Raw genomic sequence first — 23,990 nt, 5'->3', positions numbered from 1 at the left:
ATCGCCAGCCTGAATTGCCGCCGGCGCGGCGAAACAGCAAATTTGCCACATTTTCAGTGACAACCCGCATCCGACGCGTCAAATCTGCGGTAAAGCCGCTCTACATGACAATATTATTCCGACCAAATAACTAGAAAACCGCATCGGGGACCGATAGGTATGACGCGAACGGCCGCCGCCTTGCAGGTGGAAGACGTCCATAAGCGTTTTGGACATCACCATGTGCTGAAGGGCGTCTCGCTGTCAGCGAAAAAGGGCGACGTCATTTCGCTGATCGGCTCGTCGGGCTCCGGAAAGAGCACCTTCCTCCGCTGCATCAACTTTCTCGAGATTGCCGACCGTGGCCGGTTCGTCATCAACGGCGAAGAAATCCGGATGAAGCCGGGCCGTGAGGGGCGCGCTCATCCAGCCAACTGGCGGCAGATCGAACGGATCCGGACCGGCCTCGCCATGGTGTTCCAGAGCTTCAACCTCTGGGCCCATATGACCGTGCTCGAGAATGTCACAGAGGCGCCGATTCACGTCCTGGGAACGAGCCGCAAGGAAGCGACCGAGCAGGCCGAGGCCCTGCTTTCCAAGGTCGGTCTTTACGACAAGCGGCACGCCTATCCGGCATTCCTGTCGGGTGGCCAGCAGCAGCGCGCCTCGATCGCCCGTGCGCTCTGCGTCGATCCGGGCGTGATGTTGTTCGACGAACCCACCTCGGCGCTCGATCCCGAGCTTGTCGGCGAGGTGCTGAAAGTCATCCGCGAACTGGCCGAAGAAGGGCGCACCATGCTCATCGTCACGCACGAGATGAAATTCGCCCGCGACGTTTCCAGCCGCGTGATGTTCCTCGATCAGGGGCGCGTCGAGGAAGAAGGCCCGCCCGCCCAGGTCTTCGGTGCGCCGCTCAGCGCGCGCTGCCGCGCGTTCACCGGTAGTCTCAGCCATTGATCCGTATCCATTCCGACGAAAACTAGAAGGGGTAGTCGAATGAAGTTGATGTCCATCCTGATGGCCGGCGTGGCCCTCTCGCTTGCGAGCGCTGCCAGTGCGGAAGTGCGCTTCGGCGTCATGAACGAGGCCTACCCGCCCTTCTTCACGAAGGACCCGTCCGGCAAGTGGGTCGGTTGGGAAATCGAGCTGATGGATGCGGTCTGCGCGGAGATGAAGGAGACCTGCTCGATCGTCGACATGTCCTGGGACGGCCTGATCCCCGGTCTCGAGGCGAAGAAGTTCGACGTCATCTGGTCGTCGATGTCGATCACCGACGAACGCAAGAAGACGATCGACTTCACCGACAAATACTACAACACCCCGAGCAAGCTGATCGGCGCCAAGGACGGCAAGGCGGGAGCAGCCCCCGACGATGTCGCCGACAAGACCATCGGCATCCAGGTCTCGACGATCCAGTCCGAATATTACAAGAAGTATTTCGCCGACAAGGCATCGGAACAGAGCTATGCGACGCTCGACGAGGCCTTCCAGGACCTCGCCGCCGGGCGGATCGACTACGTCTTCGGCGATGCAATTCCGCTGGCGGAATTCCTCAAGTCGGACTTCGGCAAGGATTGCTGCGAAGACAAGGGCAACGTCAAGGACGATCCGGCAATCCTCGGAACCGGCATCGGCGGCGGGCTGCGCAAGGACGACGCCGCACTGCGCGACAAGCTCAATGCGGCGATCGCCGCCGTCAGGGCCAGCGGCAAATATGCCGAGATCTCCAAGAAATACTTCGACTTCGATCCCTATGGCGAGTGACCGGAGGAGCTGTGGGCGCATGAGCGATCATCCGCCGGCCGCTCCTTGCCTATGAACCCGATCAGTTAGGCCCCGCATGTCGTCCAGCCAATCACTCCTGGAGCTGCTCTCCCCCTACCCGCCGGGCTGGGGAGGCGTGCTGCTTGCCGGGGCGCTTTCGACCGTGCTGATTTCGCTCGGCGCCTATCTCGTCGGCATCGCCATCGGCCTTGCCGGCGCGATCGGCAAGCTGAAGGGCAATCGCCCGGTCCGGTTCGTCCTCGATCTTTATACCACGGCCATTCGCGCCATCCCGGAGCTGATCCTGATCATCGGCCTCTACTACGCGGGGACCGACGGGCTGAACCGCATCCTTGCAGTGCTCGGCCTTCCAGCCGTCGAGATCAACGGATTTGTTGCAGCCGTCGCGGTGCTCGGCATCGTTCAGGGTGCCTATATGACCGAGGTGTTTCGCGGCGCGATCCTCGCCATCCCGGTCGGGCAGATCGAAGCGGCCGCCGCCTTCGGCATGCGGCCTTCGCTCCGGTTCCGCCGCATCGTGCTGCCGGCGCTGATGCCGAATGCGCTGCCGGGCCTTGCCAATCTCTGGATGTGCGTCACCAAGGACAGCGCGCTGATCGCCGTCGTCGGCTATCAGGAGCTGGCGCTCGCGACCCGGATCGCCGCCGGCAACACAAAGCACTATTTCCTGTTTTTCCTCGCCTCTGCCGCGCTCTACCTCGCCATTACGCTCATCTCCAACGTCGTTTTCTCGGCGCTCGAAACCCGCTTTCGGCGCGGTCAGCCGAAGACCGCATAGGAGGCTCCGTTGGATTTTTCGTGGATCTTCTCCTATTGGCCGCTGCTTGCCGCGGGCGCCGTGCAGACCGTGCTGCTGCTGGTGATTTCGGTCGGCTGCGGCTTCATTCTGGCGATCGGCCTTGCCCTGGCGCAGGTGGTCGGGCCGCGCTGGCTGAAACTCTTCGCACGCGGCTACTGCACCTGCCTGCGCGGAACGCCGCTGCTGATCCAGCTCTGGCTGCTCTACTACGGCGTCGGCTCGCTGCTGCCGATGATCCCGGGGCTGCGTGCGAGTTTCCTCTGGCCGATCCTGCGCGAAGGCTTCTTCTTTGCAGCCGTGAGCTTCACCCTCAACTATGCGGCTTACGAGGCCGAGGTGCTGCGCGGCGCGCTTCTCGCCGTTCCGAAGGGCGAACTCGAGGCGGGCCGCTCGTTCGGTATGTCGTCCTCGACGCTCTTCAGGCGAATCTGGTTGCCGCGCGCCATCCGCATCGCCTTGCCGACGATCGCCGGGGAGGTCGTGCTGCAATTGAAGGCGACACCTCTCGCCTTCACGGTGACCGTGATGGACCTCTATGCCGTCGCCTACAAGGTGAGACAGGACACGCTGCTGGTCTACGAACCGCTGATGGTCGTCACCGTCTTCTATGTCTGCCTGACCCTCATCATCACCCGCGCCTTCAAGATCGTCGAAGCGCAGGTTCCGGTGCGGCGCTAGCGCGACGGCATGCCCGTTCGATTTGACCGCGCACGAAGCCCTTGTCGCGCCTTTTCTCGGCGGATCGGAAGCAGCTGAGCGGCCAAAACCATCCCGAGAGCAATAAAGTCGCTATCGAACCGCACCTCGGAAAGGACCTCCATGCCCTCGAAACTGGCAGGCCCCCTGGCCAAAGCCGAGAGCCGCAGCCCGACGATGGCCCGGCCGCACACTGCCGGCCACCCGAGCCTTGCATGGGAAACCCTGGCGCTCGACGGCGGCCTGACGATCGATCCTGCGACGAAGGCGATCGCCCCCAATATATCGATGTCGGTCAACAACCTGCTGGTCCCCGGCGACGGCGCCTTTTCGGCCGACGGCGTCGAGGATCTGACAGCGCTGCCCTTCCTCTACGCGCGCTGGACCAATCCGACGGTGCGGCAGCTCGAGCTGCGAATGGCCGCGCTCGAAGGCGCCGACGATGCGCTGGCGACCGCGACCGGCGTCGCCGCGATCGCCGCCACCTTCCTGACCTGCCTGAAAAGGGGCGATCACCTGATCATCAGCGATGTCTGCTACGCGGGCGCCAACGAGCTGGCGCGGCGGATGTTGCCCGACTACGGCATCGAGGTGACCGCGGTGAACATGTCGCGCCTCGACGAGGTCGCCGCGGCGTTCCGGCCCAACACGCGGCTCGTCCATTGCGAAAGCCCCTGCAACCCGATCCTGCGGTTGACCGATCTTTCGGCGGTAGCGGCGCTCGCACATCGGCACGGGGCATTGGTTTCGGTCGATTCCACTCTGGCAACGCCGGTTGCGACCCGGCCACTTGCGCTCGGCGTCGACCTCGTCATTCACTCCCTGACGAAGTTCATCAATGGCCACGGCGATGCGCTTGGCGGGATCGTTTGCGGCCGCAAGGAACTCGTCGAGAAGATCCGATCGCGCGCCGGCGTCTATCTCGGCGCTTCGCTCTCGGCCCAGAATGCCTGGCTTATCATGCGCGGCATCGATACGCTCTTCCCGCGGCTCAAGGCGATGTCCGATTCGGCAATGCGGATTGCCCATTTCCTCCGCGATCATCCGGGCGTCAGATCGGTCACCTACCCCGGTCTGGAGACGCATCCCCAGCATGCGCTGGCAAGACGTCAGATGCGCATCTTCGGCGGTATAGTCACGTTCCAGACGGACGACCCGCAGAAAATCGCGCTCCGGCTCGCCGAACGGCTGCGCGTCGTGCACTACGCCTTCTCGCTCGGCCACCAGCGCAGCATCGTCGTGCTTCTCGATACGAAGGAAATGATGAACTCGACCTATGGGCTGGAAGGCCCGCAGCTCGATGACTATCGCGCCTTCGCCGGCGACGGCGTCTTCCGGCTTTCCGTCGGCCTCGAGTCGGTCGACGACATCATCGCCGATCTGGATCGGGCGCTCCGATGAAGGCCGCAGCGAAATCCCATCCGAATTCCCAGACAGCCCGGAAAGACAGCCTGACGGCATTTGCCCGTCGGCGGTGATCCGGCGCTGAAGCTGCAAATTGGAGTCCATTATCAAATGAACCAAATACGTATTCTCGACGGCGGCATGAGCCGGGAGTTGTCCCGCCTCGGCGCCGAACTCAGGCAACCCGAATGGTCCGCGCTGGCGTTGATGGAGAACCCTGAAATCGTCGGGCAGGTTCATCGGGAATTCATCGAGGCCGGCGCCGACGTGATCACCACCAACAGCTACGCGCTGGTGCCGTTCCACATCGGCGAGGAGCGTTTTCGCTCCGAAGGACCTTCGCTGACCGAATTGGCCGGAAAGCTCGCGCGCGAAGCTGCCGATGGTAGCGCCGATCGCAAGGTTTTGGTGGCCGGTTCATTGCCGCCGATCTTCGGCTCCTACGAGCCGGAGCGCTTCGACCCGTCACGCGTGCAGGACTATCTGAAGGTGCTTGTCGAAGGACTGGCGCCCTATGTCGATGTCTGGCTCGGCGAAACGCTGAGCCTGATCGCCGAAGGCGATGCGGTGCGCGCCGCCGTTGCCGCGACCGGCAAGCCGTTTTGGGTTTCTTTTACGCTGGCTGACGACGCAGAGGCGTTGGCAAGCGATATGCCGAAGCTCCGCTCGGGGGAAAGCGTGGCCGCGGCTGCCGACTGGGCAGCCGGCTCCGGGGCCGAGGCGCTTCTGTTCAACTGCAGCCGTCCGGAAGTCATGGCCGGTGCCGTTGCTGCCGCTGCCGCGACGTTCCGCCAAAGGCAGGCGAATATCGGCATCGGCGTCTATGCCAACGCCTTCGAGGCGGAAGAAACCGATGGCGCTGCCAATGAGACGCTTCATCACACCCGCGCCGACCTGACGGCCGATCGCTATTCGCGCTTTGCCTGCGACTGGGTCGAAGCGGGCGCGTCCATCGTCGGCGGCTGCTGCGGCATTGGCGCGCGTCACATTCACAACCTGGCATACAGCTTGAAGGGCTAAGCGGAATTCGATCGGGTTAGAATGGCGGGAGAACAGGTGATACCCCCCTCTGCCCTGCCGGGCATCTCCCCCACAAGGGTGGAGATCGGCAAGTGGGGATGTCCCGCCATCAAAATGTCCGGAACTTACAGGTGCCTTGATTTCGGCAGGGCCGTGCCTCTGGCCAGTCTCCCTCCTTGTGGGGGAGATGCCCGGCAGGGCAGGGGGGGTGCCCCGACCGCAGCCGAGATTGAACCAGATCGGTCCTTGCTCCGGAACGGCTATCCTCCCCCGGCTTGCTGCGCCTCTGGGGCTGTCGGCCTTACCGCAGGCGCCCGGCTTGCCGCCGCGATGGCGGCAGCCAGGACGACCAGCGCGGTGGCGACGGCAAAAGTCGCTGCCATGCCGGCCGCAGCGGCGGCGGGACTGGCTGTTACGGCCTCGCTCGCCGCCGCAAGGGAGAAGATTGCCCCCATTACCGACGCGCCAGTAATGAGCCCCAGATTGCGCGAAAGGTTCAGCAGGCCGGAGACGATCCCCCTTTGCTCCGGCAGCGCGTCTTTCATCACGCCGGTCGTGTTGGCCGCCTGGAACAGCGCGTAGCCGGCGGTGAGGATGACGAGCGGCAGGAGATAGCCGGCGACGCCGAAGAGTTGCGGAACAACGGACAGTGCGAGGCAGCCGGTCGCCATGGCGCCGAGCCCGGCGACGGACACGTGCCGCACCCCGAAGCGATCCACAAGCCGCCCCGCGGGGACGCCTGCGAGTGCCGAGACGACCGGACCGGCCGACATCACCAGGCCGACGAGCGCCGCGTCCAGCCCCAGGCCGCGCGACAGGTAGAACGGCCCGACCACCAGCGTCGTCATCATGACCGTCGCAACGAGCATGCTCGTGATAAGCCCCGAACGCAGCGGGGTCTCGCGAAGCATCGCAAGCTCGACCAGGGGCGATGCCGCCCGGGTCTCGACGAACAGGAAAAGGAAAATGCCGAGCAGCGCCGCCAGCATCAGAGCCAGGTTGGTCGTACCAATTGCGCCGTGCCCAATGGTCATGGCGAGCGCATAGGCGCCAAGCGTCAAGGCCAGGACCAACGTCCCGATGGCGTCGAAACCGGATCGACCGGCCTTCGATGCTGGACGATCCGCCGGTAGAGCGTGGTAAGCGAGAAACAGAACGAGCAGCCCGACGGGTACCGTCACCAGAAACATCGCCCACCAGCCGAAACCGGCGATCAGCGCGCCGCCCAGCGAAGGACCGAGCGCCGTGCCGATCGCGGACATGGTGCCGAGGAGCCCCATGGCGCTGCCGGTCTTTTCCTTCGGGACCGTTTCGCTCACGAGCGCCACGGCAAGCGCCAGCATCACCGCCGCGCCCAATCCCTGCACTGCGCGTGCCGCGACAAGCCAGACGAGGTGCGGAGCGCTGCCGCAGCATGCCGAGGCCAGCGTGAACAGGGCGATCCCCGCCAGCAGCAGCCTGCGACGTCCGACGATGTCGCCGAGCCTTCCGATGCTGACGATCAGCGTGGTGACGGCCAACAGATAGGCGAGGACGACCCATTGCACCTGTTGAAACGAGGCGGAGAAAGTCTCAGCCAGGGTGGGCAGGCCGACATTGGCGATGCTGGTGCCCAAAGAGGCCAGCAGCATGGAGAGGGAGAGGCTCACAAGCTTCCATCGGACCGAGACAGTTCGCCCGGTGGCTGCGTCAGCCGTATCCTGTGAGGATGATGTCATCGTCGCGTCCCTTCAAAAGTGTCAGGCGACAGATAGATCGTCGCCGGACATGGCGGAAGACGCACGATCTGCACTTCATTCGTGCATAGAACGCTACATTGAGTTCGTGCTATCGTCGGCCATGCCACACCCCGATCTCAATCTTCTCGTGACACTCGATGTACTGCTTGCCGAAGGGAGCGTCGCCCGCGCCGCTCGAAGGCTGCGGCTGAGCCCTTCCGCCATGAGCCGGCAACTGGCGCGATTGCGAGAGACGACCGGCGACCCCCTGCTGGTGCGGGCCGGGCGCGGCCTCGTCCTCACGCCGCGAGCGCTCGAGCTCAGCGAGCGGGTCGGCCATCTGGTCGAGGAGGCGGGAGCGATGCTCAGGCCTGCCGAGCAGCTCGATCTCCGCCGGCTGGCCGGGACCTTCACGCTCCGCGCCAGCGACGGCTTTGTCGAGAATTTCGGGCCGGCGCTGATCGACAGCGTCGGCGCCGAGGCACCCGGCGTGCGGCTGCGCTTCGTCCCGAAGCTGGACAAGGACAGCACCCCCTTGCGCGACGGCAGCGTCGATCTGGAGACCGGCGTCGTCGGGGGGAGCCAGGGTCCGGAGGTTCGCGCACAGGCCCTGTTCAGAGATCGCTTCGTCGGCGTCGTGCGCGTCGGACACGAACTCTGCCAGGGCGAAGTCACGCCTGTCCGCTATGCCGCCGGGCGGCATATCCTCGTCGCCCGTCACCGGCTCGACAAGGGACCGATCGATGATGCTCTGGAGATGCTCGGGCTGGAGCGGGAGATCGCCGCGACCGTCGGCGGCTTTTCACCCGCACTGGCGCTGGCCCGAAACTCCGACATGATCGCCACCGTTCCCGAGCGCCACACCGGCAATCTACGCGCCGGTCTGTTCAGCTTTACCCTACCGATACCCATTGCGGAGATCACCGTGTCGATGCTCTGGCATCCTCGGCTCGATGCCGATCCGGCCCACCGCTGGCTCAGGGAATGCGTCAGGGCAATGTGCGTCAAGCCGCTGGCCAGCCCGCTACAGAGGCCATGATGGCTGCAGGGGTTGCGACCTGGGCGACACAGGGCGATGCCGTCGCCTGAACGCTCTGACGCTTCGCGAGTAAATGGGCGGCAGGGTTGGCTCCGAAAGGAGAAAACCCTGCACATGTGTCGCTCCGGCGATCCTGGCGGCTTCAAGCTGATCGTAGGTTTCGATGCCTTCGACAACCACGGTCGTTGCCGCACAGGAGGCCAGAGCGACCATGTCGCGCAGGATCGGCGCTGCGTCACCCCGGCGATGCTGGGCGAAACATGCATCGATTTTCACGGCGTCGGCCGGGATGGACAAGCGCGAATTGCCGGTCCCGAACTTGTCTATGGCAATTCTGTACCCGATCGCGCGAGCGCCCTTGAGCAGGTCCGCAGCGACCGAGAGTCCGTTCGGGCGCAGGTTTTCCGTGACTTCAAGAACCATGCGCGTGGCCAATGCGCGATGCCTGGAAAGGAGATCGTATAGCACCGTGCAGGTTCGCTCGTCGGCCATGTTCTCAGCCGAGATATCGCAGCCGAGCACATACGACGGATGACAAGCGAGCCATTCAAAAGCCAGGCCCAGGAGATCGGGGCCAAAGGCCAGATCGACCTGCGAGGCTTCGGGGAATGCTGAAAACTCTCCGCGGGTCCTGACCGTGCCGTCAGGCTCCACGAACCTGCCCAGGCATTCGGAATAGAGGATCGTGCTTGGATCATCGACGGCGTTGATCTTTTGCAGGGAAAAACCGATCCGTCCGTGCTGCATCGCCCGCACGGCACCACCAATTGCGTCGTCGCGTGTCTCCAAATTCATGGATCAGACTGCCCCATCCGGATTGCCGGACGGATGCCGACTGCCGCCGGCACCGTCCGCGCTCAGGTTCACTCAGCGACGCCCAAGTCGTCAGTCGTCGTTTCCGGCAGCGTCCCGCGTATCTCGTCGATCTTGCCGAATGTCGGTCCAACACCAAGTATCGCCTTGGCCTCGAGCAGATCCTCGTCGGTGACGAAGCCGTCTTTGCTGAAGCTTTCGAGTGCTTCGCGGAGCGCTTCGTCGCTCAGGGCGGGATCGGTCGGGACGGCGTCGGTGCCGTTCTCCGCCTCGAACTCCGCATAGGCTACCGCATAATCCGAGATCCCAGCCATGCGGGGGTCGTTGGAGTTCAGATAGGCGTGATAGTTCCGGTTCAACGAATTGAACCCAGGACGGTGCCCGTCCACTTCAGGCAGTTCGTCCGGAATATCTTCCGAAGTGTCCTCGGCAGTGTCCAAGCCATCATCCGAAGTGTCCAAGCCATCATCCGACGTATCCGAGACATCCGAAACGTCCGACGTGTCCGGCAGCGTCCCGCGTATCTCATCGATCTTGCCGTATGCCGGTCCGACGCCAAGAATCTCCTTGGCCTCGAGAAGGTCGCTATCGGTAACGACTCCGTCCTTGCTGAAGCTTTCGAGCGCCTCGCGGAGTGCTTCGTCGCTCAAGGCGGGATCGCTCGGGATCGCATCCGTGCCGTTCTCGGCCTCGAACTCGGCATAGGAGAGGGCGTAGGCCGCGATCGCCGCCATGCGGGGATCGTTGGAGTTCAGATAGGCGTGATAGTTCCTGTTCAGCGAACTGAAAGCCGGACGAAGCCCCGGCGTTTCCGGGTCGACGCTTTTTGTCTTGATCTTGGCAACGTTTCCGGTCTTCGCCGGCTTTGCCGCCTTGATCGTCTTTTTGGATTTGGTGCCGCGCGAGAAGAGCGACTTCAGGAGGTTGTCGCCGTTGCTCTTGCCGGCCCGCGTGGTGCCCTGCTTGCCACTGCCAGAATGCGACTTGCTCTGGCCGCCGCCGTGACTGCCGCCGTTACCATTACCCTTGCCATTGCCGCCGCCGTTTCCGCCGCCATTCCCGCCACCGTTGCCGCCGCCATTGCCGCTTTTGGCGAAAGCGGTCTCCGTGGCGCCGAAGGTGACGGCTGCCAGCGGTGCGACCGCGATGGAGAGAGCAACGACGCTCCGTCCGATTGTTCTGGAAATCGCCATGGCTGGCCTCCCTTTGCTCGCCTCATCACCGGAGGCATCTAGTTTTCAATTCAAAGCGACGGTAACTTGCACAATGCCGCGGCACCACAGCGGTCGGACCATTGCGTAGGCGGCTAGGACTTAGGTCCGACAGACCGGCACAAGAAAGTCCGAGCGACCATGGTCGGGGACGGCACACCATTGACCCACCTCCCGGAGGCGGTAGTTATATCGGCATCAAATCAAACGATGTGCCGCCAGCGAATCGAGCGGACAGGCCCGAGATTTGTCGTGCGCGCCAAAAACCTGATCACACGATGGAACGCGCAGCCTTTGGCGAAGCAGTTCCTGACGGCCGGCGGTATCGTTGCGACGGTGGCGATGCTGGTCGTCGGCGCCTTCGTCACCAGCCTCATAGAGGAGGCCGTCACCCGAAACTCGGCAGCGACGACAGCGCTCTATGTCGATAGCGTGATCGCCCCCCTGCTGCCTGACATGCAAACGACCGAAGTGCTCGACGATACCGTCTCCCGCGCCCTCGACGAGACGCTGGGACAGGGTGCGCTCGGCAACCGCTTGCTGGCCTTTCGCCTCTGGCGCGCCGACGGCACCATCCTCTACGCCAACGAAGAGGCGATGGTCGGAAAACGGTTCGAGCTCAGTCCGGAGTTGCAAGCAGCATTCGATGGCCAGGTGGGCGCTCAGTTCAAGCCGGTCGACGAACTGGACAACGAGACCGAGCGGGCGGCCAACAAGCCGCTTCTCGAAATCTACAATCCGGTGCTGCAGCCCTGGTCGGGGCAGGTCGTCGCCGTTTCGGAATTCCATGAAATTGCCAATGACTTCGAGCTCAGCCTGCACCGGGCGCGGCTCATGACGTGGTTCGCGGTTGCCGGGTTTACCCTTGCGTTCTTCATCGTCCTTTCCGCGATCGTGATGCGCGGCGGCAGGACGATCGAGAAGCAGCGCCTGGCGCTCAAGCAGCGGATAGACGAATTGTCCGCTTCTCTGTCGCAGAACGAGACGCTCCGCGGGCGCCTGCAGCAAGCGTCGCAACGAACAACCGCTCTCAACGAGCAGATGCTGCGGCGCATCGGAGCGGACCTGCACGATGGGCCGGCGCAGCTTCTGGCCTACGCATCGCTGAGGCTGGACAGCGACGCCGTGATGAACCCCCTGGTCCCGGCCGAAAAACGCGAGCGCGAGGTTGCCTCCATAAAGGCGAGCCTCGACGAGGCGATGCATGAAATCCGCACGCTCTGCAATGGCTTGGTGCTGCCGCAGATCGAAACCGCGAGCCTGCCGGAAATACTCGAGCGCTGTATTCACGCGCACAAGCAGCGAACCGGTTCGGCGGTGGACTTGTCGCTATCCCGTCCGCCCGATCGCCTTTCCCCTTCGGCAAAGATATGTATATACCGCTTTGTGCAGGAAGCGCTGAACAATGCCTACAGACACGGCGGCGGCGTCGGGCAGCGTGTCGTGCAGAGCATCGATGGCAACAGGATCCGAATCGAGGTAGCCGATGGCGGGCCCGGCTTCGATCCGAATAAAGTAACGCCGACCAGCCTTGGGCTTGCCGGTCTGAGAGAACGGATAGAAAGTCTTGGCGGAACGTTTGAGCTGAATGCGGCCGCTCCGGGCACGGTTGTCCGGATGTCGCTCGGCATCGAGGAGATTGCTCAGATATGACGGCTGCTATTCGCGTTGCAGTGATCGACGATCACCCTCTTTTCAGGGAGGGCGTCACGAGAAGCCTGTCGGAGATCGACGGCTTCGAGATCGTGGCCGAAGGAGGCTCGCGCGACGATGCGCTGAGGATTGCCGAGAACCTCGCGCCGGACGTCATGCTGCTCGATATCTCCATGCCCGGCAGCGGCTTGGAGGCGGTTCCGCTTATTCTTCAGATCGCTCCGTCGCAAAAGATCGTCATGCTGACGGTTTCCGAGGCAGGCGACGACGTGAAGGCAGCCCTGCAAGGCGGTGCCAAGGGCTATGTCCTCAAGGGGATCGGATCGAGGGCGCTGGCCGACGTCATTCGCTCGGTGGCCTCGGGCGAGAGCTACGTGGCTCCGACCCTCTCGGCCAAGCTCCTGTCCAATAGCGCACCGACACCGGGCAGCAAATTCGACGGGATCGGCGAACTGACCACGCGGGAGCGAGAGGTCCTTAAGCTCGTGGCGTCGGGCATGAGCAACAAGCAGGTGGCGCGCAATCTCAATCTTCACGAGAAGACGATCAAGCACCACATGACGCAGATCATGGCAAAGCTCGACGTCGCCAACCGGACCGAGGCGGCGATGGTGCTGCGCGATGCCCTCGACCGCCCGCTCAGTCAATAAGGGATAGCAGCCGCTTCTGGTCAGCCGACGTCGCGCGCCGGTTCACGATGGTGCGCCCGCGGCCATCTTTCATGATGTAGCGGCCGTTCCTGATTTCTTCGCTTATCCCTTCGACGTGGCGAATTTTCAGAATCGAGCCGAAGGTTCCGACGGTCGTGCCTTTTGCCTTCGCCCCGGTGGAACTGCTGCTCGAACTGCTGCTGTTCGAGCCGCCCTTTCCATTGCCGTTTCCGCCACCATTGCCGTTCCCACCACCATTGCCGTTCCCACCACCGCCGTTCCCGTTTCCGCCATTGCCGCCATTCTTGGCGAAGGCGGACTGAAGCGAGAGTTCGAGCGCGGAGTCGGTAAGGGTTGCTTTATAGGGAAGGCTCGCGAGGACGAAGCTGATCGTCACGGTGCACAGGACCGCCACGAACTTTTGTCCGTTGGTCCTGGCATTGCTTCTAACAAAAATCATTGGCGCACCATTCGCCTGGCAGTGGCTACCCGCTATGACGAGCAAAGGCCGGCATATGTCGAGTTCGTTGGAGTCGAGCCGGCGTTCTTGTTGCTCGCCTTTTCTCGGAATACCTTGCCCACGGCGCTACGCAATCGTCAACCCGCCGCCTGTCATATCGGGGGTTCTTGGACCTTTCTCACATCGCGCCCGGACATTTGCCCAGTTCCCTTCGGACCAAGGTCTGAAGAGATCCATTTGGCGCAGCCGTCCTGTCGGCCATCGCAGCCGCAAAGAGAGCCCGCCGGATGGCCCGGCGAGCTCTACCCTCGCGCAGGAAGGGACGGCGCTGCGCGAAGATTTGCGTCAAGAACAGCGCTTTCGCCTATAAGTTCCTTATCTTCTCATCACTCAGACCTATGCGCGTACCGATCAGACCAAAGGCCGATGCGCCGCGCGTCGGATGTCCAGGGGCGCGACAGGACGCCTCTCGCTACGGCGTCTTCTTCGCGTTTTCGACCATCGTGACGGCATCGGGTGGATAGACACGGGTTTGCTGGCGGGGCTCCGTGAGCATATCCCCGACGAACAGATAGGCGCTCAACACGGCGATCAGCGCAAGCATCAATGCCACGGGTATTCCGCTGCGGGCTTCTCGTTCCGGATAGGCGGATATTCTGTATCGCATCGCGCACCTCCATCCATCTGGGCGACCTCAACGACAGCTATGCGGTTCCATGGTCTTTCGTTCCACGGCAACGTGGTCCTCAGACCTTTGCGGTGAGAGGGCGGTCCAAAGGGCGGGGAGAATATCTAACCAAAGGTCTGGTCGGGTGGATGGACAGTGGTTCGCCCCGTCCTTCGAGTGAGGCAGGGACCGGTGTTTCAGGGCCACAAGCCAGTTTGTCATCCCTGCGAAACGGAGCCGCCCGGTCGTTGCCCTTGCCGCTCCCGGGCGTACTGATGGAGCTCACGGATATTTAATTGTGCAGCGCAGCAACAATTTCCGCTGAGCTACGTTATGGCTTTGGTGGCGTCCCCGGCTCCTGACGCAAGGAGATCTCCTTCATGAGAACAATATCCGATACGCTTGCAAGGACTACGCGGCTCAAGCCAGGCAAGGCCGAGCCTGTTCACCCCCGCAGCAGGCTTTTGACACTCACCGATTTCGGTTCGAACCCCGGAGGACTGAAAGCCAAGTACTACCTGCCGAAAAGCCTCGCAAAAAAGCCGGCGCTCGTCGTCGTCCTGCACGGATGCACCCAGATTCCGGCCGACTACGATGCCGGATCAGGCTGGTCGAAGATGGCTGACGAGCACGGCTTCGCGCTGCTCTACCCGCAGCAGCTGCGCGACAATAACGGCAATCTCTGCTTCAACTGGTTCCTGCCCGACGACTTCGGCCGCGAAAAGGGCGAGGCTCTCTCCATCCGGCAAATGATCGCTGCGATGGTCTCGAGGCACAAGCTTGCCAGTGAGCGCATATACGTCACCGGACTTTCCGCAGGCGGCGCAATGGCGAATGTCGTGCTCGCAACCTATCCGGAAGTCTTTGCCGGCGGGGCGATCATTGCCGGCCTTCCCTATGCAACCGCGTCGACCGTGTCGGAGGCATTCGACCGGATGCGCGGACACGGCATCCCGCAAGCTCGAGAGCTTCGCACCATCCTTCGAGCCGCCTCCGGCCACACCGGGCCATGGCCGACGCTCTCTGTCTGGCACGGGACGAACGATGGTACCGTCTCCGAAGCAAACGCGCGGGCAATCGTCGAACAATGGCGCGGCGCGCACGGCCTTGGTTCGACGCCGGACGTCACCGAGACAGTGGACGGGCAGGCGAGGAACGTGTGGAAAGGCATCGACGGACGCGACCGCATCGCCCTCTACAGCATCCGCGACATGGGGCATGGGCTGCCGCTCGACGTGGCGAGCGGCTACGGGAAGAGTGGTCCTTACATGCTCGATGTCGGCATCTCGTCCACCGCACACATCGCCCATTCATGGGGGCTGACGCGTAAGCCCGCGCGTCGCCGGCAGAACAGATCGGCGGCAAAACCGCCTTCCGTACGCGTCACGCCCGCTGATCGCCCATTTTCGCTGGGCGAGAAAATCCGGACTGTCATCGGGTATGCGCTGCGAACGACGCGTTTGAAACCTTAACCCGGCATTTTTCGCCGCCTACAGCGCTATGCGTCTTTTGAGACGCCGGAGTACGCGACAACGTGTTTGCGCCTGGCGAATGCCCTTTCATCCTCATCGCTGTGCTTGTCACAGGGATCCAGTAGCGCCGCGTCCGCGGCGCGGAGGAGTCTTTGCAGCCCATGACTTGGTCTGGCCGGATTCCTGTGACAAGCACAGGAATGAGGAGGGAGGAGAAGCCCTCCGTACCGAAATCGACGAAGCGCCATAGGCCAGTAGCGCGACCCGCGCACGGCCAAATTCAGTCGCTGCCGGTGCGGCCATGCCAGGGATCCGGGCCAGGGTCGCGCCCGGCGGCAGCCTCGCCCAACCGGTCGAGATAATGGGCCCAGCCTTCCGCATGCCCCGCGCATTGCTCGGCGCTGGGCAGGCCGGTATGGGTCAGGCGCAGCAGCGTTCCGTCCGGCTGCTCGATCAGGTCGATCTCGACAAGGCTCGACCCCGGCGGCACGACCTCGCTCCCCTCCCAGCCGAAGCTATAGGCCAGCCGATGCACTGGCACGACCTCACGGAAGGCGCCGCGGGCGAAGCGAGCCCCGGTCACATTGACCAGATAGAGCCCCTCGGGCTGCGGCTCTATCTCGGCCTCTGTGCCCATCCAGCGCAGGATCTTCTCGGGATCGGTCAGCAGCGCAAATACCGCGGCGGGCGGCGCTGCTATGTGCGTCTCACGACGGACGACGAGGGACTCTTGCATCGGTCTCCCCATGATTGCGTTGGCTGGCCCCACTGCGGCGAATGCGCGGCAGAGGATCGGGGCCGGCCTTGATGATAGCCGCGCCGCGCCGGATATGCCACCACCGACAGCGCCGCGCCCCGGAATCGCACACGAGGGATGGCGTTGCTGAATGATCTTTCACCCGACCGATCTTGATTTAATGGCCATGTCCTCACGCGGGTGACAGGCCGCGGGCCGTGGCGGTATGATCGCCGCATGGATCTGCCCACTCCCCTCGCCTGGCTGGTGGACGAGGCCGGCGCCTCACCAGGGCCGGACCGGTTCCTGGCCGATCTCGGCGGCCGATTGCTGGCCGACCGTCTTCCCTTGGCCGGCGGCGCCCTGACTCTCGCGGTGCCGCATCCGATCATCGCCCGTCGCACCTGGCTCTGGCGGGCCGAGTCCGGCGCGGTGATCGAGTCCCTGGGCTTCGCCGGCGGACCGCCGAGCCAGGCCGAACGCGACTGGCTGGCCGCGCTCGGCCCGGTGCTGGAGGACAGGATCGGTGCGGCGCCCGACAAACCCGTACTCGCCTGGGCCGGGACGCGCGGCTTCGACGACGACGAGGCCGGCCGGCTGCGCCAGGCGGCGCGCTTCGCCGCGGCGCCTCTGGCCGCCCTGTCCGAGAAGGCGGCGCTGTCGGCGCTGCTCGAGGCCTATCTCGGCCGGCGGAGTGCTGCCCGAGTGCAGGCCGGCGCGCTGACACGGGGAACCGGCGAAACCATACGCGCCGCACTGCTCTATGCCGACCTGCGCAACTTCACCGCACTCTCCGAAGCGACAGAGCCCACCGAGATGATCGCCGCCCTCGATGCCTGGTTCGACCGGGTGGCCGGGGCGATCCATGCCTTCGGGGGCGAGGTGCTGAAGTTCATCGGCGATGGCCTGCTGGCGATCTTCCCGGTCACCGGTTGGGCGCCCGAGGCCTGTGAGGCGGCGCTGCGCGCCGTGGTCGCCGCCCGAGCCGGGATGGCGCATCTGGATGCCGTGCGGCAGGCCCAGGGCCTGCCGCCGCTCCCCTTCGGAACGGCGCTGCATCTCGGTGACGTGCTGTGGGGCAATATCGGCGCGGTCGACCGGTTGGACTTCACCGCCATCGGCCCGGCCGTCAACCTGGTCAGCCGACTTGAGGGGCTGTGCCGGCCGCTCGGCCAGTCGGTGCTGATTTCGGGAGCCGTCGCCGCGGAGGCCTCCAGCCCGCTGGTGCCGCTCGGCGAACACGTGCTGCGCGGCATCCAGGCGCCCTGCCCCGTGTTCACGCTGCCGGCGACGCGCGCGTAGTCCGACCTGGAAGATCGGCGCCCTTTAGCAGGCCGGTCTCCGCCTCGTAATCGGCAATATCCTTGTCGGACCAAAGAGTGTCCTCGTCGAACTCCCAGTCTCCGGTTGCTTCCATCTTCGCAATTGCCTGGTCCAAAGTTACGGTCATTCGCTTCTCCTAGTAAGCGCGATCTCTAACAGCGGAAGCACCGCCTGAATGTGCTCCTCCGCCGTACCTAGTGCCGTGAATGCATCGAACAGGCGGGGCTTCAGCCGGCCCAAGGCTCGAAATTCAACGGTGAGCGTCCCGTGATTCGCAGTGCCGTGGGGGTTCAAAGGTAGCGCATTCGAATGCGCGGTGCCGTGATCAATTGCTGCCTAAGCACTGTGCCAGAGGCGCGTGAGGGGCCCGTTTGCGCCATAGAGCGGGTCGGCTGGAGGAAGCGGCAGGTCGGCAATCGTTTGGAGGGCGCTTCTGCTGGCCGCCTTCGTCTGAATATCGGCCGTCTGGCCGGGCGGATAGCCGCCGACGACGAGAAAACCGTCGCTCGCTCCGAGATTCATGTGACCGGTTCCGGCCGGCAGGACCAGGCTATCGCCCGGGCCGACCTCCAGCACGGCGCCCTCGGAACCGCCGATCAACAGCCTTGCAATGCCCCTGGCGATACCAAGGACTTCGTGGGCGCCGATGTGGTAGTGCTGATAGGAAAAGACGCCGTTGCGCCAAAGGCCCTGCCAACCGGCCTCGGCAAAGCGCCGCTCGAATTCAGCCGCGACATCGCGCTCGACAGAAGGCAAGGCTTGACGATAGACCAGCACCGGCAGCCGTGGGTGGTTCGGTACCCATTCGCTCGGCTGGAAACTGATGGTTTCAGGTTCACGCATCTCCGGCTCCGGCATATCTAGTCGCCTTTTGATTTATAGGGCCGGGCCTGACGATTTCGAGCAGTCAGGCGTCCTGTCGGCCGATCAGCAGGAGCGGAGTGTCTGAGATGGAAGCTCGCCGAAACGGTTGCGGTAGTCCGTGGCCAGACGTCCCATATGGGTGAAGCCCCATTTGAAGGCGATATCGGCGATGCTTTGGCCGGGCCGCGCCTGGGTCAGCTCTTCGCGGAGCGCCTTCAGGCGCAAATCCTGCAGATAACTCATGGGAGTGGTCATTTTGAACTGGCGAAAACCCTGCTGGAGCGTGCGCGAACTGACCCCGCAGACGGCCGCGACCTCCACCAGAGTGATCGGCTTCGACAGGTTGGCCATCATGAACTCGACCGCCTTCTTCACATGACGCGGTACCGGCGAAGCGGCGCGGCGCATTTTTTCCGAGAAGCGGTGAGGTAACGTATCGAGGATCACCTGGATCAAGGCTTCACTGAGGTTTGTCAGCGCGAGCGGCGACCTGCGCAGCGGTGCCTCGCCGTCCAGGCCTGCTCGGAGCGTCGCCGCAATGCTGGCGATTGCAGTTCCTGGTCCCGATAACAGATCGATTTCCGGCGAGAACTCCAAGGCCCCGGAGGCCGGCATCTCGACCACATCGCACAGTCGGCGGTAAAGCGCCGCCTGATCGATAGCGACGAACATGTGCTCCCGGGAACTCAGCGATCGGGCGGCAATGCGCTGGTTGCCTTCTATGACGGCGCCCCGTCCGGGAGACGTGCAAAATGCCTGCCTTCCCATACGAAGATCGACGCCGCCACGGCGCGGCACGATCAGCACGAGCTGACCGCCGGCGCCCTCGCTTTCGAAAAGAATCTGCCCGTCGAAGTGCGTACTGCCGATCGATACGATGCCGGCGTTCGCCCACGCGCACTTGTAGGAGATCCTTTCCCTGCTGAGTGGTCGAACAACGACATTGGAGGTCCAGCTCGTCAGTGTTGCTGCGAGGCGGTCCGGGTCGCTTCCTTCGAATGTAACCCAGTCCGGACGATTCGCCGGATCCCCCAAAGCCATGAATAATCCTCTCCTCGCGGATCCTGGATGAGCAGGTTTCCGCTCTCGTCGTCACGCATGTCAGCGGCGGCACAGCATCATACGATCGAACCTGCAATGCAACAGGCGGCCCCAGAAGCCAGCTAAGCGCAGGCTCTCGGGACCGCGTCTCGTCGAGCTACGCATGATTCCTTAAATCGGGATCGATTTAAGGAATCATGCAGCAGTTCAAAGTGCTACAGCGACCTTATCGCATCCGATTGGACGCGCGGCGCTGTAGTCGAACGCGGACTACCTTTGCGCGTCCGAAAAGACGTAAGGCGCCGTCGAGCTGCCCACACGTCGCCTTGTGTCGGACGGGTTTTCGCCATAGGTCGACCGGTAGACCGCGGAAAACCGCCCGAAATGGAAGAAGCCCCATTTCAGGCAGATCTTTCTCATCGGCTGGTTGTTGTCGGGATCGAGCAGGTCCTGTCGCGCTGCGCGCAGCCGAAGCCTGAGGAGATAAGCGGCGGGGGTCGTATCCCTGAAGGCACGAAAACCGGTTTCGAGGGCCCGGACGGAGACGCCCGCCGCCTCGGCCACCATCGGCATCGTGATCGGCCGACTAATATTGGCCTGCATGAACTCGATCGCCCGGCGCACGTGACGCGGGGCGATCAAGCACGGCTTCTTGTCCAGCAAATGCGATAGCCGATGCGGGACCAGCCGCACCACGACGTCGGCCAGCGCCTGCGTGACATGCGCCATGGCGATCGGCGACTGCAGCAGGGGACCGTCGTTGCGGATGCCGCCCATGATCGTTTCCGTGAGATTGCCGATCAACTGGCCGGCCGGCGTAGCCAAACTCACCTGCGGCACCAGGTCGAGAGACCCGTCGAAGGGCGCCTCGAAAGTCTGCCCCAATGTCTGGAGGACGACAGACCAGTTGATCAACAGCTCGTCCACCACGTTTTCTTCGCCGCGCATGATGACGCTGTTGGGTTCGAAATTGTTGTAGAGAAGCAATTCTCCTTGCCCCGCCTCGGCCGTGCGCGGCCCATAGGTCACCCCCATGCCGCCGCTTCGAGGCACGACGATCGACAAATACTCAGTCGTATCGGCGGTTGGCTCGATGTGGAACTGGAAATCGGTCTGATGGAAGCCGGTGATCAGTACGGCACTGTCGCAGGCCGAAAGATCGATTCCCCAACGGAAATCCCGGGCCTGGCTGATCGGCTCGGCATCGAATGTGCCGAACGCCCCGCCAAGCGTTTCGATCATGCTGTCGAATGACGAACCACGAAACTGAAACGAGGCGTGTGCGGTGCTGTTTTCCGGCATGCGTTCCCGGTTTTTCCCTCAAAGCGGCACGCTGTGGCGCGAATTGGCCGGGAGCATAGAGCCGGCAAGAGCGATGCGCAACAGCGCTCCGCGACGATGCCGAGACAGTTTTGACCTACGACGACGCGCTGTCGACACGCATGTGTGCGAGCCGTTGAAGACTTTCGGGGCGCGCGCTCGACCGTCTGCACCTAAAAGGTAGACGAACACAGAGGACGGCCGCGGCTGCCTGCGTGGTCAAGCACAATTACAGCAGGAATGCCCTCACCGGCCGCGGAAAACCAACTCTGCCGACGACAGTGCCAGCAGCCGATCCGTATCCTCAGTCAACCCGCCGCGCAGCGGCGATCGAACGCAAACCGGATCCATCGCGCTGGCGTCACCGGCGAGCGCCATGGCCTGGCAACGGCAGCCGCCGAAATCGACATTCTTGCGCTCGCAACTCCGGCAAAGTTCCGGCATCCATGTGTCGCCACGATAGGCATTGAAGGCGTCGCCTTCATACCAGATCCGAGCGAGCGAACCGTCGCGCACATTGTCGAAGGAGAGGCTCGGGATGGTCTCGGCCGCATGACAGGGAAGCACCCGGCCGGACGGCGTGACGTTCAGGCCGACACGGCCCCAGCCGCCCATGCAGGCTTTCGGATAATTGGAGTGATAGTCGGCCGGCACATAGTCGATCTCGATTACGCCTTCGTATTTCCGACGCGCTTCGGCAACGGTGCTGGTCGCACGCTCGACTTGCACCCGTGTCGGCAAGAGAGCCGCCTTGTTGCGCTCGGCCCAGCCGTGAAACTGCACCGTCGCGATTTCGATGCGCCGTGCCCTGAGTCCGATCGCCAGATCGATCATGGCGTCGATCTGATCCATGTTCTGCCGGTGGCAGACGGCATTGACCGTCAGCGGGATGGTGGCGGCCGTTACCCAGCCGGCGACAGCCATCTTGCGGTCATAACCGCCTCTATAGCCGCTGATCCGGTCGGCTCCCTCGGGTGAAACCCCTTGAAGGGAGAGCTGGACGTGGTCGAGCCCGGCGTCCGCAAGCTCACCAATCCGGGCCTCTGTCAGCCCGACGCCCGACGTGATCAGATTGGTATAGAGGCCGAAAGAAGCCGCCGCCCTCGTCAGCTCGGCCAAATCGCGCCGCGCGGCCGGCTCACCGCCGGACAGATGCAGGTGCAGCACGCCGAGCTTGGCCGCCTGCTCGAAGACGCCGATCCACTCTCCGGTCGAAAGCTCCCCATCGGCATGCGTCAAATCGATGGGATTGGAACAATAGGGGCAAGCCAAGGGACAGCGGTGCGTCAGTTCCGCCAGCATGGCCATGGGCGGCGGTACGGGCCTTGCATGTCTGGCGGCATCGCTTCCGACGGTGATGGGCTTGCTCATTCGGCGATCTCCAGCATGCGGCGGGCGGCGAGTTGCTGAATGAAGATCGTGATGTCGTTTGCAATTTCTTCCGCCGGTGCTTCAAACTCCGCCGCAAAGTCGGCTGCGATCCGATCGAGCGTCCGTTCACCGTCGAGGGCCTGGACGATCCGGGCGGCGATTTCGTCGAGGGCCATGGCGCGCTCCGGCGCCAACAGCACCAACTGCCCCCGAACCGCGTCATCGCGCAACCGCACGCCGCGGGCCAGTTTGACGACGCTGGAACTCGAAATCGCCGGAGCCTCGGTCATTCGGCCGCCTCCGCCGCTGCCGCAGCGGTTACGCCTTCCCGGCCATCCCAACCGCCCGGCGGAATGAGGCCCGGGGCAACATAGGCCCCGTAGAGCGCATCGAGCTGTGACCACAAGACCTCCGTCTTGAAGGTCAGCGCCGCGACGGCGGCATTCTGTTTTTCCGCCGTATCGGCATGGTCGAGGACATAGGCGAGGCCGAACTTCACGTCCTGCGGCGCTTCCACCAGCCTTTGGCGGAAATAGGCGAGCGCCGCATCGTCGGCGAAGGCGTAGTGCTCGAGGAGACCGGCGATCCGCTCCGAATGGATTTTGGGCGCAAAGAGCTCGGTCAGCGAGGAAGCGACCGCTTCCAGCAGCGGCTGCTGGCGAACGAAGGCAACATAGGCGTCGACGGCAAATCGGGTTGCAGGCAGGACGCCTTTTGTGGAAGCGACGAAATCAGCATCGAGGCCGACCGCCTCGGCGAGGCGCAGCCAGCGCCGGATACCGCCTCCCTCGTCGTGGCCGCCGTCGTGATCCTCGATGCGGGAGCGCCATGCCCGACGCATTTGCGGGTCGTCGCAGCGCGACAGGAAGGCCGCGTCCTTCATCGGGATCCGGGTCTGGTAATAGTACCGATTGAGGACCCAGGCGCGAACCTGGGTCATGGTGCAGCGGCCGCCATGCAGCATCACATGAAAAGGATGCTTGTCGTGATAGCGGTCGCTTCCGATGCTCAAGAGGCGGGCGTGAAACGCCTGTTTGTCAGCGGCGATGGTCAAGGGCGGACCTCCATTCCGTCGAACCCGACTTCGAAGCCGTGGGCTTCGGCGCACTCCCGCTCGGGACCGGCCTGCCAGATCGGGTTCGTATTGTTGATGTGGACATAGATCTTTCTCGGGATTTTCAGGGGACCGAGCGCTTTCAGGCTGCCGTCTTCGCCTGCGATCGGCATGTGTCCCATGCGGCGGCCGGTCTTCTGGCCGACGCCGGCTGCGATCATCTCGTCGTCGCTGAACAGCGTACCGTCGAAGAACAAGGCGTCCGCGCCTTCGAGGCGCGCGACAAGGCTGCCGCTCAGTGCGCCGCAACCGGGAATGTAGTAGACGCGTTTGCCGTCGGCCCTGAGTTCGAGCCCGACCGTCTGCTCGCCTTCGAGACCGAGTTCGGGATCGCCGTCTTCCAGGAAAAGCGGAACCTTGCCGGGCACGGCGAAGAGCCGCGCCTCGAGCCCCGGAAGCGGCGAGAAAGGCTCTTCGATGGCGACGACGCTTTTCGACACCAATCCCGGATCGAGGACGCCAAAGACCGGATTGTCGGCGATCACCTCGGCCACCGCGCCGGTCGAGAACACGGTGAACGGCTGCTTTTCCCGCAGCACGAGAAGTCCCGCCAGATGATCGATATCGCCGTTCGTCAGCACCACGGCCTTGATCGGGCTGTGACGGAGCCGGTGGGGCTGCAGCGCCGCGTTGACTTGTATCTGCTGGCGGATATCGGGAGAGGCATTGAAGATGGCCCAGGCCTCGCCGTCCAGGCTGACGGCCAGCGACGACTGTGTTTGTGGCCGCAGGGAAGAACCCGGCTCACGGGCGGCTGCGCAGTTCCGGCAACCGCAATTCCATTGAGGGAGGCCGCCGCCAGCGGCGGCCCCCAGAACGACAACACGGAGATCGGACGCATTCTTCATTGGCTGA

At 63.6% G+C, this 23,990-nt stretch carries 25 protein-coding genes; 11 read left to right on the top strand and 14 right to left on the bottom strand.

What is annotated here, in order from left to right; genetic code table 11:
• The first annotated feature begins 159 nt into the window (after positions 1–159).
• The 6 genes from NGR_RS01720 to NGR_RS01695 all read left to right on the top strand — a co-directional run bounded on the left by NGR_RS01720 (position 160) and on the right by NGR_RS01695 (position 5,683).
• Positions 160–936 carry an ABC transporter ATP-binding protein gene (locus tag NGR_RS01720; protein WP_012706414.1) on the top strand — a complete coding sequence of 259 codons (777 nt, stop codon included), beginning with the start codon at positions 160–162 and terminating at the stop codon, positions 934–936.
• Between the two features lie 39 nt (positions 937–975).
• Positions 976–1,743 carry a transporter substrate-binding domain-containing protein gene (locus NGR_RS01715; protein WP_012706413.1) on the top strand — a complete coding sequence of 256 codons (768 nt, stop codon included), beginning with the start codon at positions 976–978 and terminating at the stop codon, positions 1,741–1,743.
• 76 nt (positions 1,744–1,819) lie between these two features.
• Complete coding sequence (locus NGR_RS01710) at positions 1,820–2,542, top strand: ABC transporter permease (RefSeq protein WP_012706412.1); 723 nt, start codon at positions 1,820–1,822, stop codon at positions 2,540–2,542.
• A 9-nt stretch (positions 2,543–2,551) separates the two neighbouring features.
• Positions 2,552–3,241: an ABC transporter permease gene (locus NGR_RS01705; RefSeq protein ID WP_012706411.1), complete on the top strand. Its 690-nt coding sequence runs from the start codon at positions 2,552–2,554 to the stop codon at positions 3,239–3,241.
• A 141-nt stretch (positions 3,242–3,382) separates the two neighbouring features.
• Positions 3,383–4,660: a trans-sulfuration enzyme family protein gene (locus tag NGR_RS01700; protein WP_012706410.1), complete on the top strand. Its 1,278-nt coding sequence runs from the start codon at positions 3,383–3,385 to the stop codon at positions 4,658–4,660.
• Between the two features lie 114 nt (positions 4,661–4,774).
• Complete coding sequence (locus NGR_RS01695) at positions 4,775–5,683, top strand: homocysteine S-methyltransferase family protein (RefSeq protein WP_012706409.1); 909 nt, start codon at positions 4,775–4,777, stop codon at positions 5,681–5,683.
• Between the two features lie 260 nt (positions 5,684–5,943).
• Here NGR_RS01695 and NGR_RS01690 read toward each other — a convergent pair whose 3' ends face one another.
• Complete coding sequence (locus tag NGR_RS01690; RefSeq protein WP_012706408.1) at positions 5,944–7,401, bottom strand: MFS transporter; 1,458 nt, start codon at positions 7,399–7,401, stop codon at positions 5,944–5,946.
• A gap of 121 nt (positions 7,402–7,522) precedes the next feature.
• Between NGR_RS01690 and NGR_RS01685 the strand changes: the two genes are divergently transcribed.
• On the top strand, positions 7,523–8,440 hold the full coding sequence (locus tag NGR_RS01685) for a LysR family transcriptional regulator (protein WP_164923802.1): 918 nt from the start codon (positions 7,523–7,525) through the stop codon (positions 8,438–8,440).
• Here NGR_RS01685 and NGR_RS01680 read toward each other — a convergent pair.
• Both NGR_RS01680 and NGR_RS33755 read right to left on the bottom strand, forming a co-directional pair.
• Positions 8,426–9,235, bottom strand: coding sequence for an EAL domain-containing protein (locus tag NGR_RS01680; protein ID WP_012706406.1), 810 nt, complete (start codon positions 9,233–9,235; stop codon positions 8,426–8,428). The genes NGR_RS01685 and NGR_RS01680 overlap by 15 nt on opposite strands.
• A gap of 68 nt (positions 9,236–9,303) precedes the next feature.
• Complete coding sequence (locus NGR_RS33755) at positions 9,304–10,446, bottom strand: hypothetical protein (protein WP_012706405.1); 1,143 nt, start codon at positions 10,444–10,446, stop codon at positions 9,304–9,306.
• A 228-nt stretch (positions 10,447–10,674) separates the two neighbouring features.
• Between NGR_RS33755 and NGR_RS01670 the strand changes: the two genes are divergently transcribed.
• Complete coding sequence (locus NGR_RS01670) at positions 10,675–12,117, top strand: sensor histidine kinase (protein WP_164923801.1); 1,443 nt, start codon at positions 10,675–10,677, stop codon at positions 12,115–12,117.
• Positions 12,114–12,767 (top strand): response regulator, encoded by a 654-nt coding sequence (locus tag NGR_RS01665; protein WP_012706403.1) that lies wholly within the window; start codon positions 12,114–12,116, stop codon positions 12,765–12,767. The genes NGR_RS01670 and NGR_RS01665 overlap by 4 nt, the downstream gene beginning before the upstream one ends.
• On the opposite strand, the gene NGR_RS01660 is transcribed toward NGR_RS01665, so the two are convergent.
• Positions 12,757–13,227, bottom strand: coding sequence for a hypothetical protein (locus NGR_RS01660; protein WP_012706402.1), 471 nt, complete (start codon positions 13,225–13,227; stop codon positions 12,757–12,759). The two genes, NGR_RS01665 and NGR_RS01660, sit on opposite strands and share 11 nt — an antisense overlap.
• Positions 13,228–13,699: 472 nt before the next feature.
• On the bottom strand, positions 13,700–13,894 hold the full coding sequence (locus NGR_RS01655; protein WP_012706401.1) for a hypothetical protein: 195 nt from the start codon (positions 13,892–13,894) through the stop codon (positions 13,700–13,702).
• A gap of 380 nt (positions 13,895–14,274) precedes the next feature.
• Here NGR_RS01655 and NGR_RS01650 point away from each other — a divergent pair, with 380 nt between their 5' ends.
• On the top strand, positions 14,275–15,366 hold the full coding sequence (locus NGR_RS01650) for an extracellular catalytic domain type 1 short-chain-length polyhydroxyalkanoate depolymerase (RefSeq protein WP_012706400.1): 1,092 nt from the start codon (positions 14,275–14,277) through the stop codon (positions 15,364–15,366).
• A gap of 280 nt (positions 15,367–15,646) precedes the next feature.
• Here the strand turns inward: NGR_RS01650 and NGR_RS01645 are convergent, their stop codons facing one another.
• Entirely contained in the window at positions 15,647–16,102 is a 456-nt protein-coding gene (locus NGR_RS01645) for an SRPBCC family protein (RefSeq protein WP_012706399.1), read from the bottom strand.
• Between the two features lie 237 nt (positions 16,103–16,339).
• Between NGR_RS01645 and NGR_RS01640 the strand changes: the two genes are divergently transcribed.
• Entirely contained in the window at positions 16,340–17,404 is a 1,065-nt protein-coding gene (locus NGR_RS01640) for an adenylate/guanylate cyclase domain-containing protein (protein ID WP_012706398.1), read from the top strand.
• On the opposite strand, the gene NGR_RS01635 is transcribed toward NGR_RS01640, so the two are convergent.
• From NGR_RS01635 to pqqB, 8 genes are all read right to left on the bottom strand, one after another.
• Positions 17,379–17,552, bottom strand: coding sequence for a hypothetical protein (locus NGR_RS01635; RefSeq protein ID WP_012706397.1), 174 nt, complete (start codon positions 17,550–17,552; stop codon positions 17,379–17,381). The genes NGR_RS01640 and NGR_RS01635 overlap by 26 nt on opposite strands.
• A 209-nt stretch (positions 17,553–17,761) precedes the next feature.
• Positions 17,762–18,268 (bottom strand): hypothetical protein, encoded by a 507-nt coding sequence (locus NGR_RS01630; protein WP_012706396.1) that lies wholly within the window; start codon positions 18,266–18,268, stop codon positions 17,762–17,764.
• An 84-nt stretch (positions 18,269–18,352) separates the two neighbouring features.
• Entirely contained in the window at positions 18,353–19,330 is a 978-nt protein-coding gene (locus NGR_RS01625; RefSeq protein WP_012706395.1) for an AraC family transcriptional regulator, read from the bottom strand.
• 270 nt (positions 19,331–19,600) lie between these two features.
• Positions 19,601–20,632, bottom strand: a complete 1,032-nt coding sequence (locus NGR_RS01620; RefSeq protein WP_012706394.1) for a helix-turn-helix domain-containing protein — start codon at positions 20,630–20,632, stop codon at positions 19,601–19,603.
• Positions 20,633–20,896: 264 nt separating this feature from the next.
• Positions 20,897–22,021, bottom strand: a complete 1,125-nt coding sequence (gene pqqE, locus NGR_RS01615) for a pyrroloquinoline quinone biosynthesis protein PqqE (RefSeq protein ID WP_012706393.1) — start codon at positions 22,019–22,021, stop codon at positions 20,897–20,899.
• Positions 22,018–22,311 carry a pyrroloquinoline quinone biosynthesis peptide chaperone PqqD gene (gene pqqD / locus NGR_RS01610; RefSeq protein ID WP_012706392.1) on the bottom strand — a complete coding sequence of 98 codons (294 nt, stop codon included), beginning with the start codon at positions 22,309–22,311 and terminating at the stop codon, positions 22,018–22,020. The genes pqqE and pqqD overlap by 4 nt, the downstream gene beginning before the upstream one ends.
• A complete protein-coding gene (pqqC, locus tag NGR_RS01605) occupies positions 22,308–23,075 on the bottom strand; it encodes a pyrroloquinoline-quinone synthase PqqC (RefSeq protein WP_012706391.1) in 768 nt (255 codons plus the stop codon). Before pqqC ends, pqqD begins: the two co-directional genes overlap by 4 nt.
• Positions 23,072–23,983, bottom strand: coding sequence for a pyrroloquinoline quinone biosynthesis protein PqqB (pqqB, locus tag NGR_RS01600; protein ID WP_012706390.1), 912 nt, complete (start codon positions 23,981–23,983; stop codon positions 23,072–23,074). The genes pqqC and pqqB overlap by 4 nt, the downstream gene beginning before the upstream one ends.
• Positions 23,984–23,990: the final 7 nt, after the last annotated feature.

The sequence above is a fragment of the Sinorhizobium fredii NGR234 genome (genome assembly GCF_000018545.1).
GTDB lineage: Bacteria > Pseudomonadota > Alphaproteobacteria > Rhizobiales > Rhizobiaceae > Sinorhizobium > Sinorhizobium fredii_A.
This window is presented reverse-complemented; position numbering and strand designations above follow the sequence as displayed.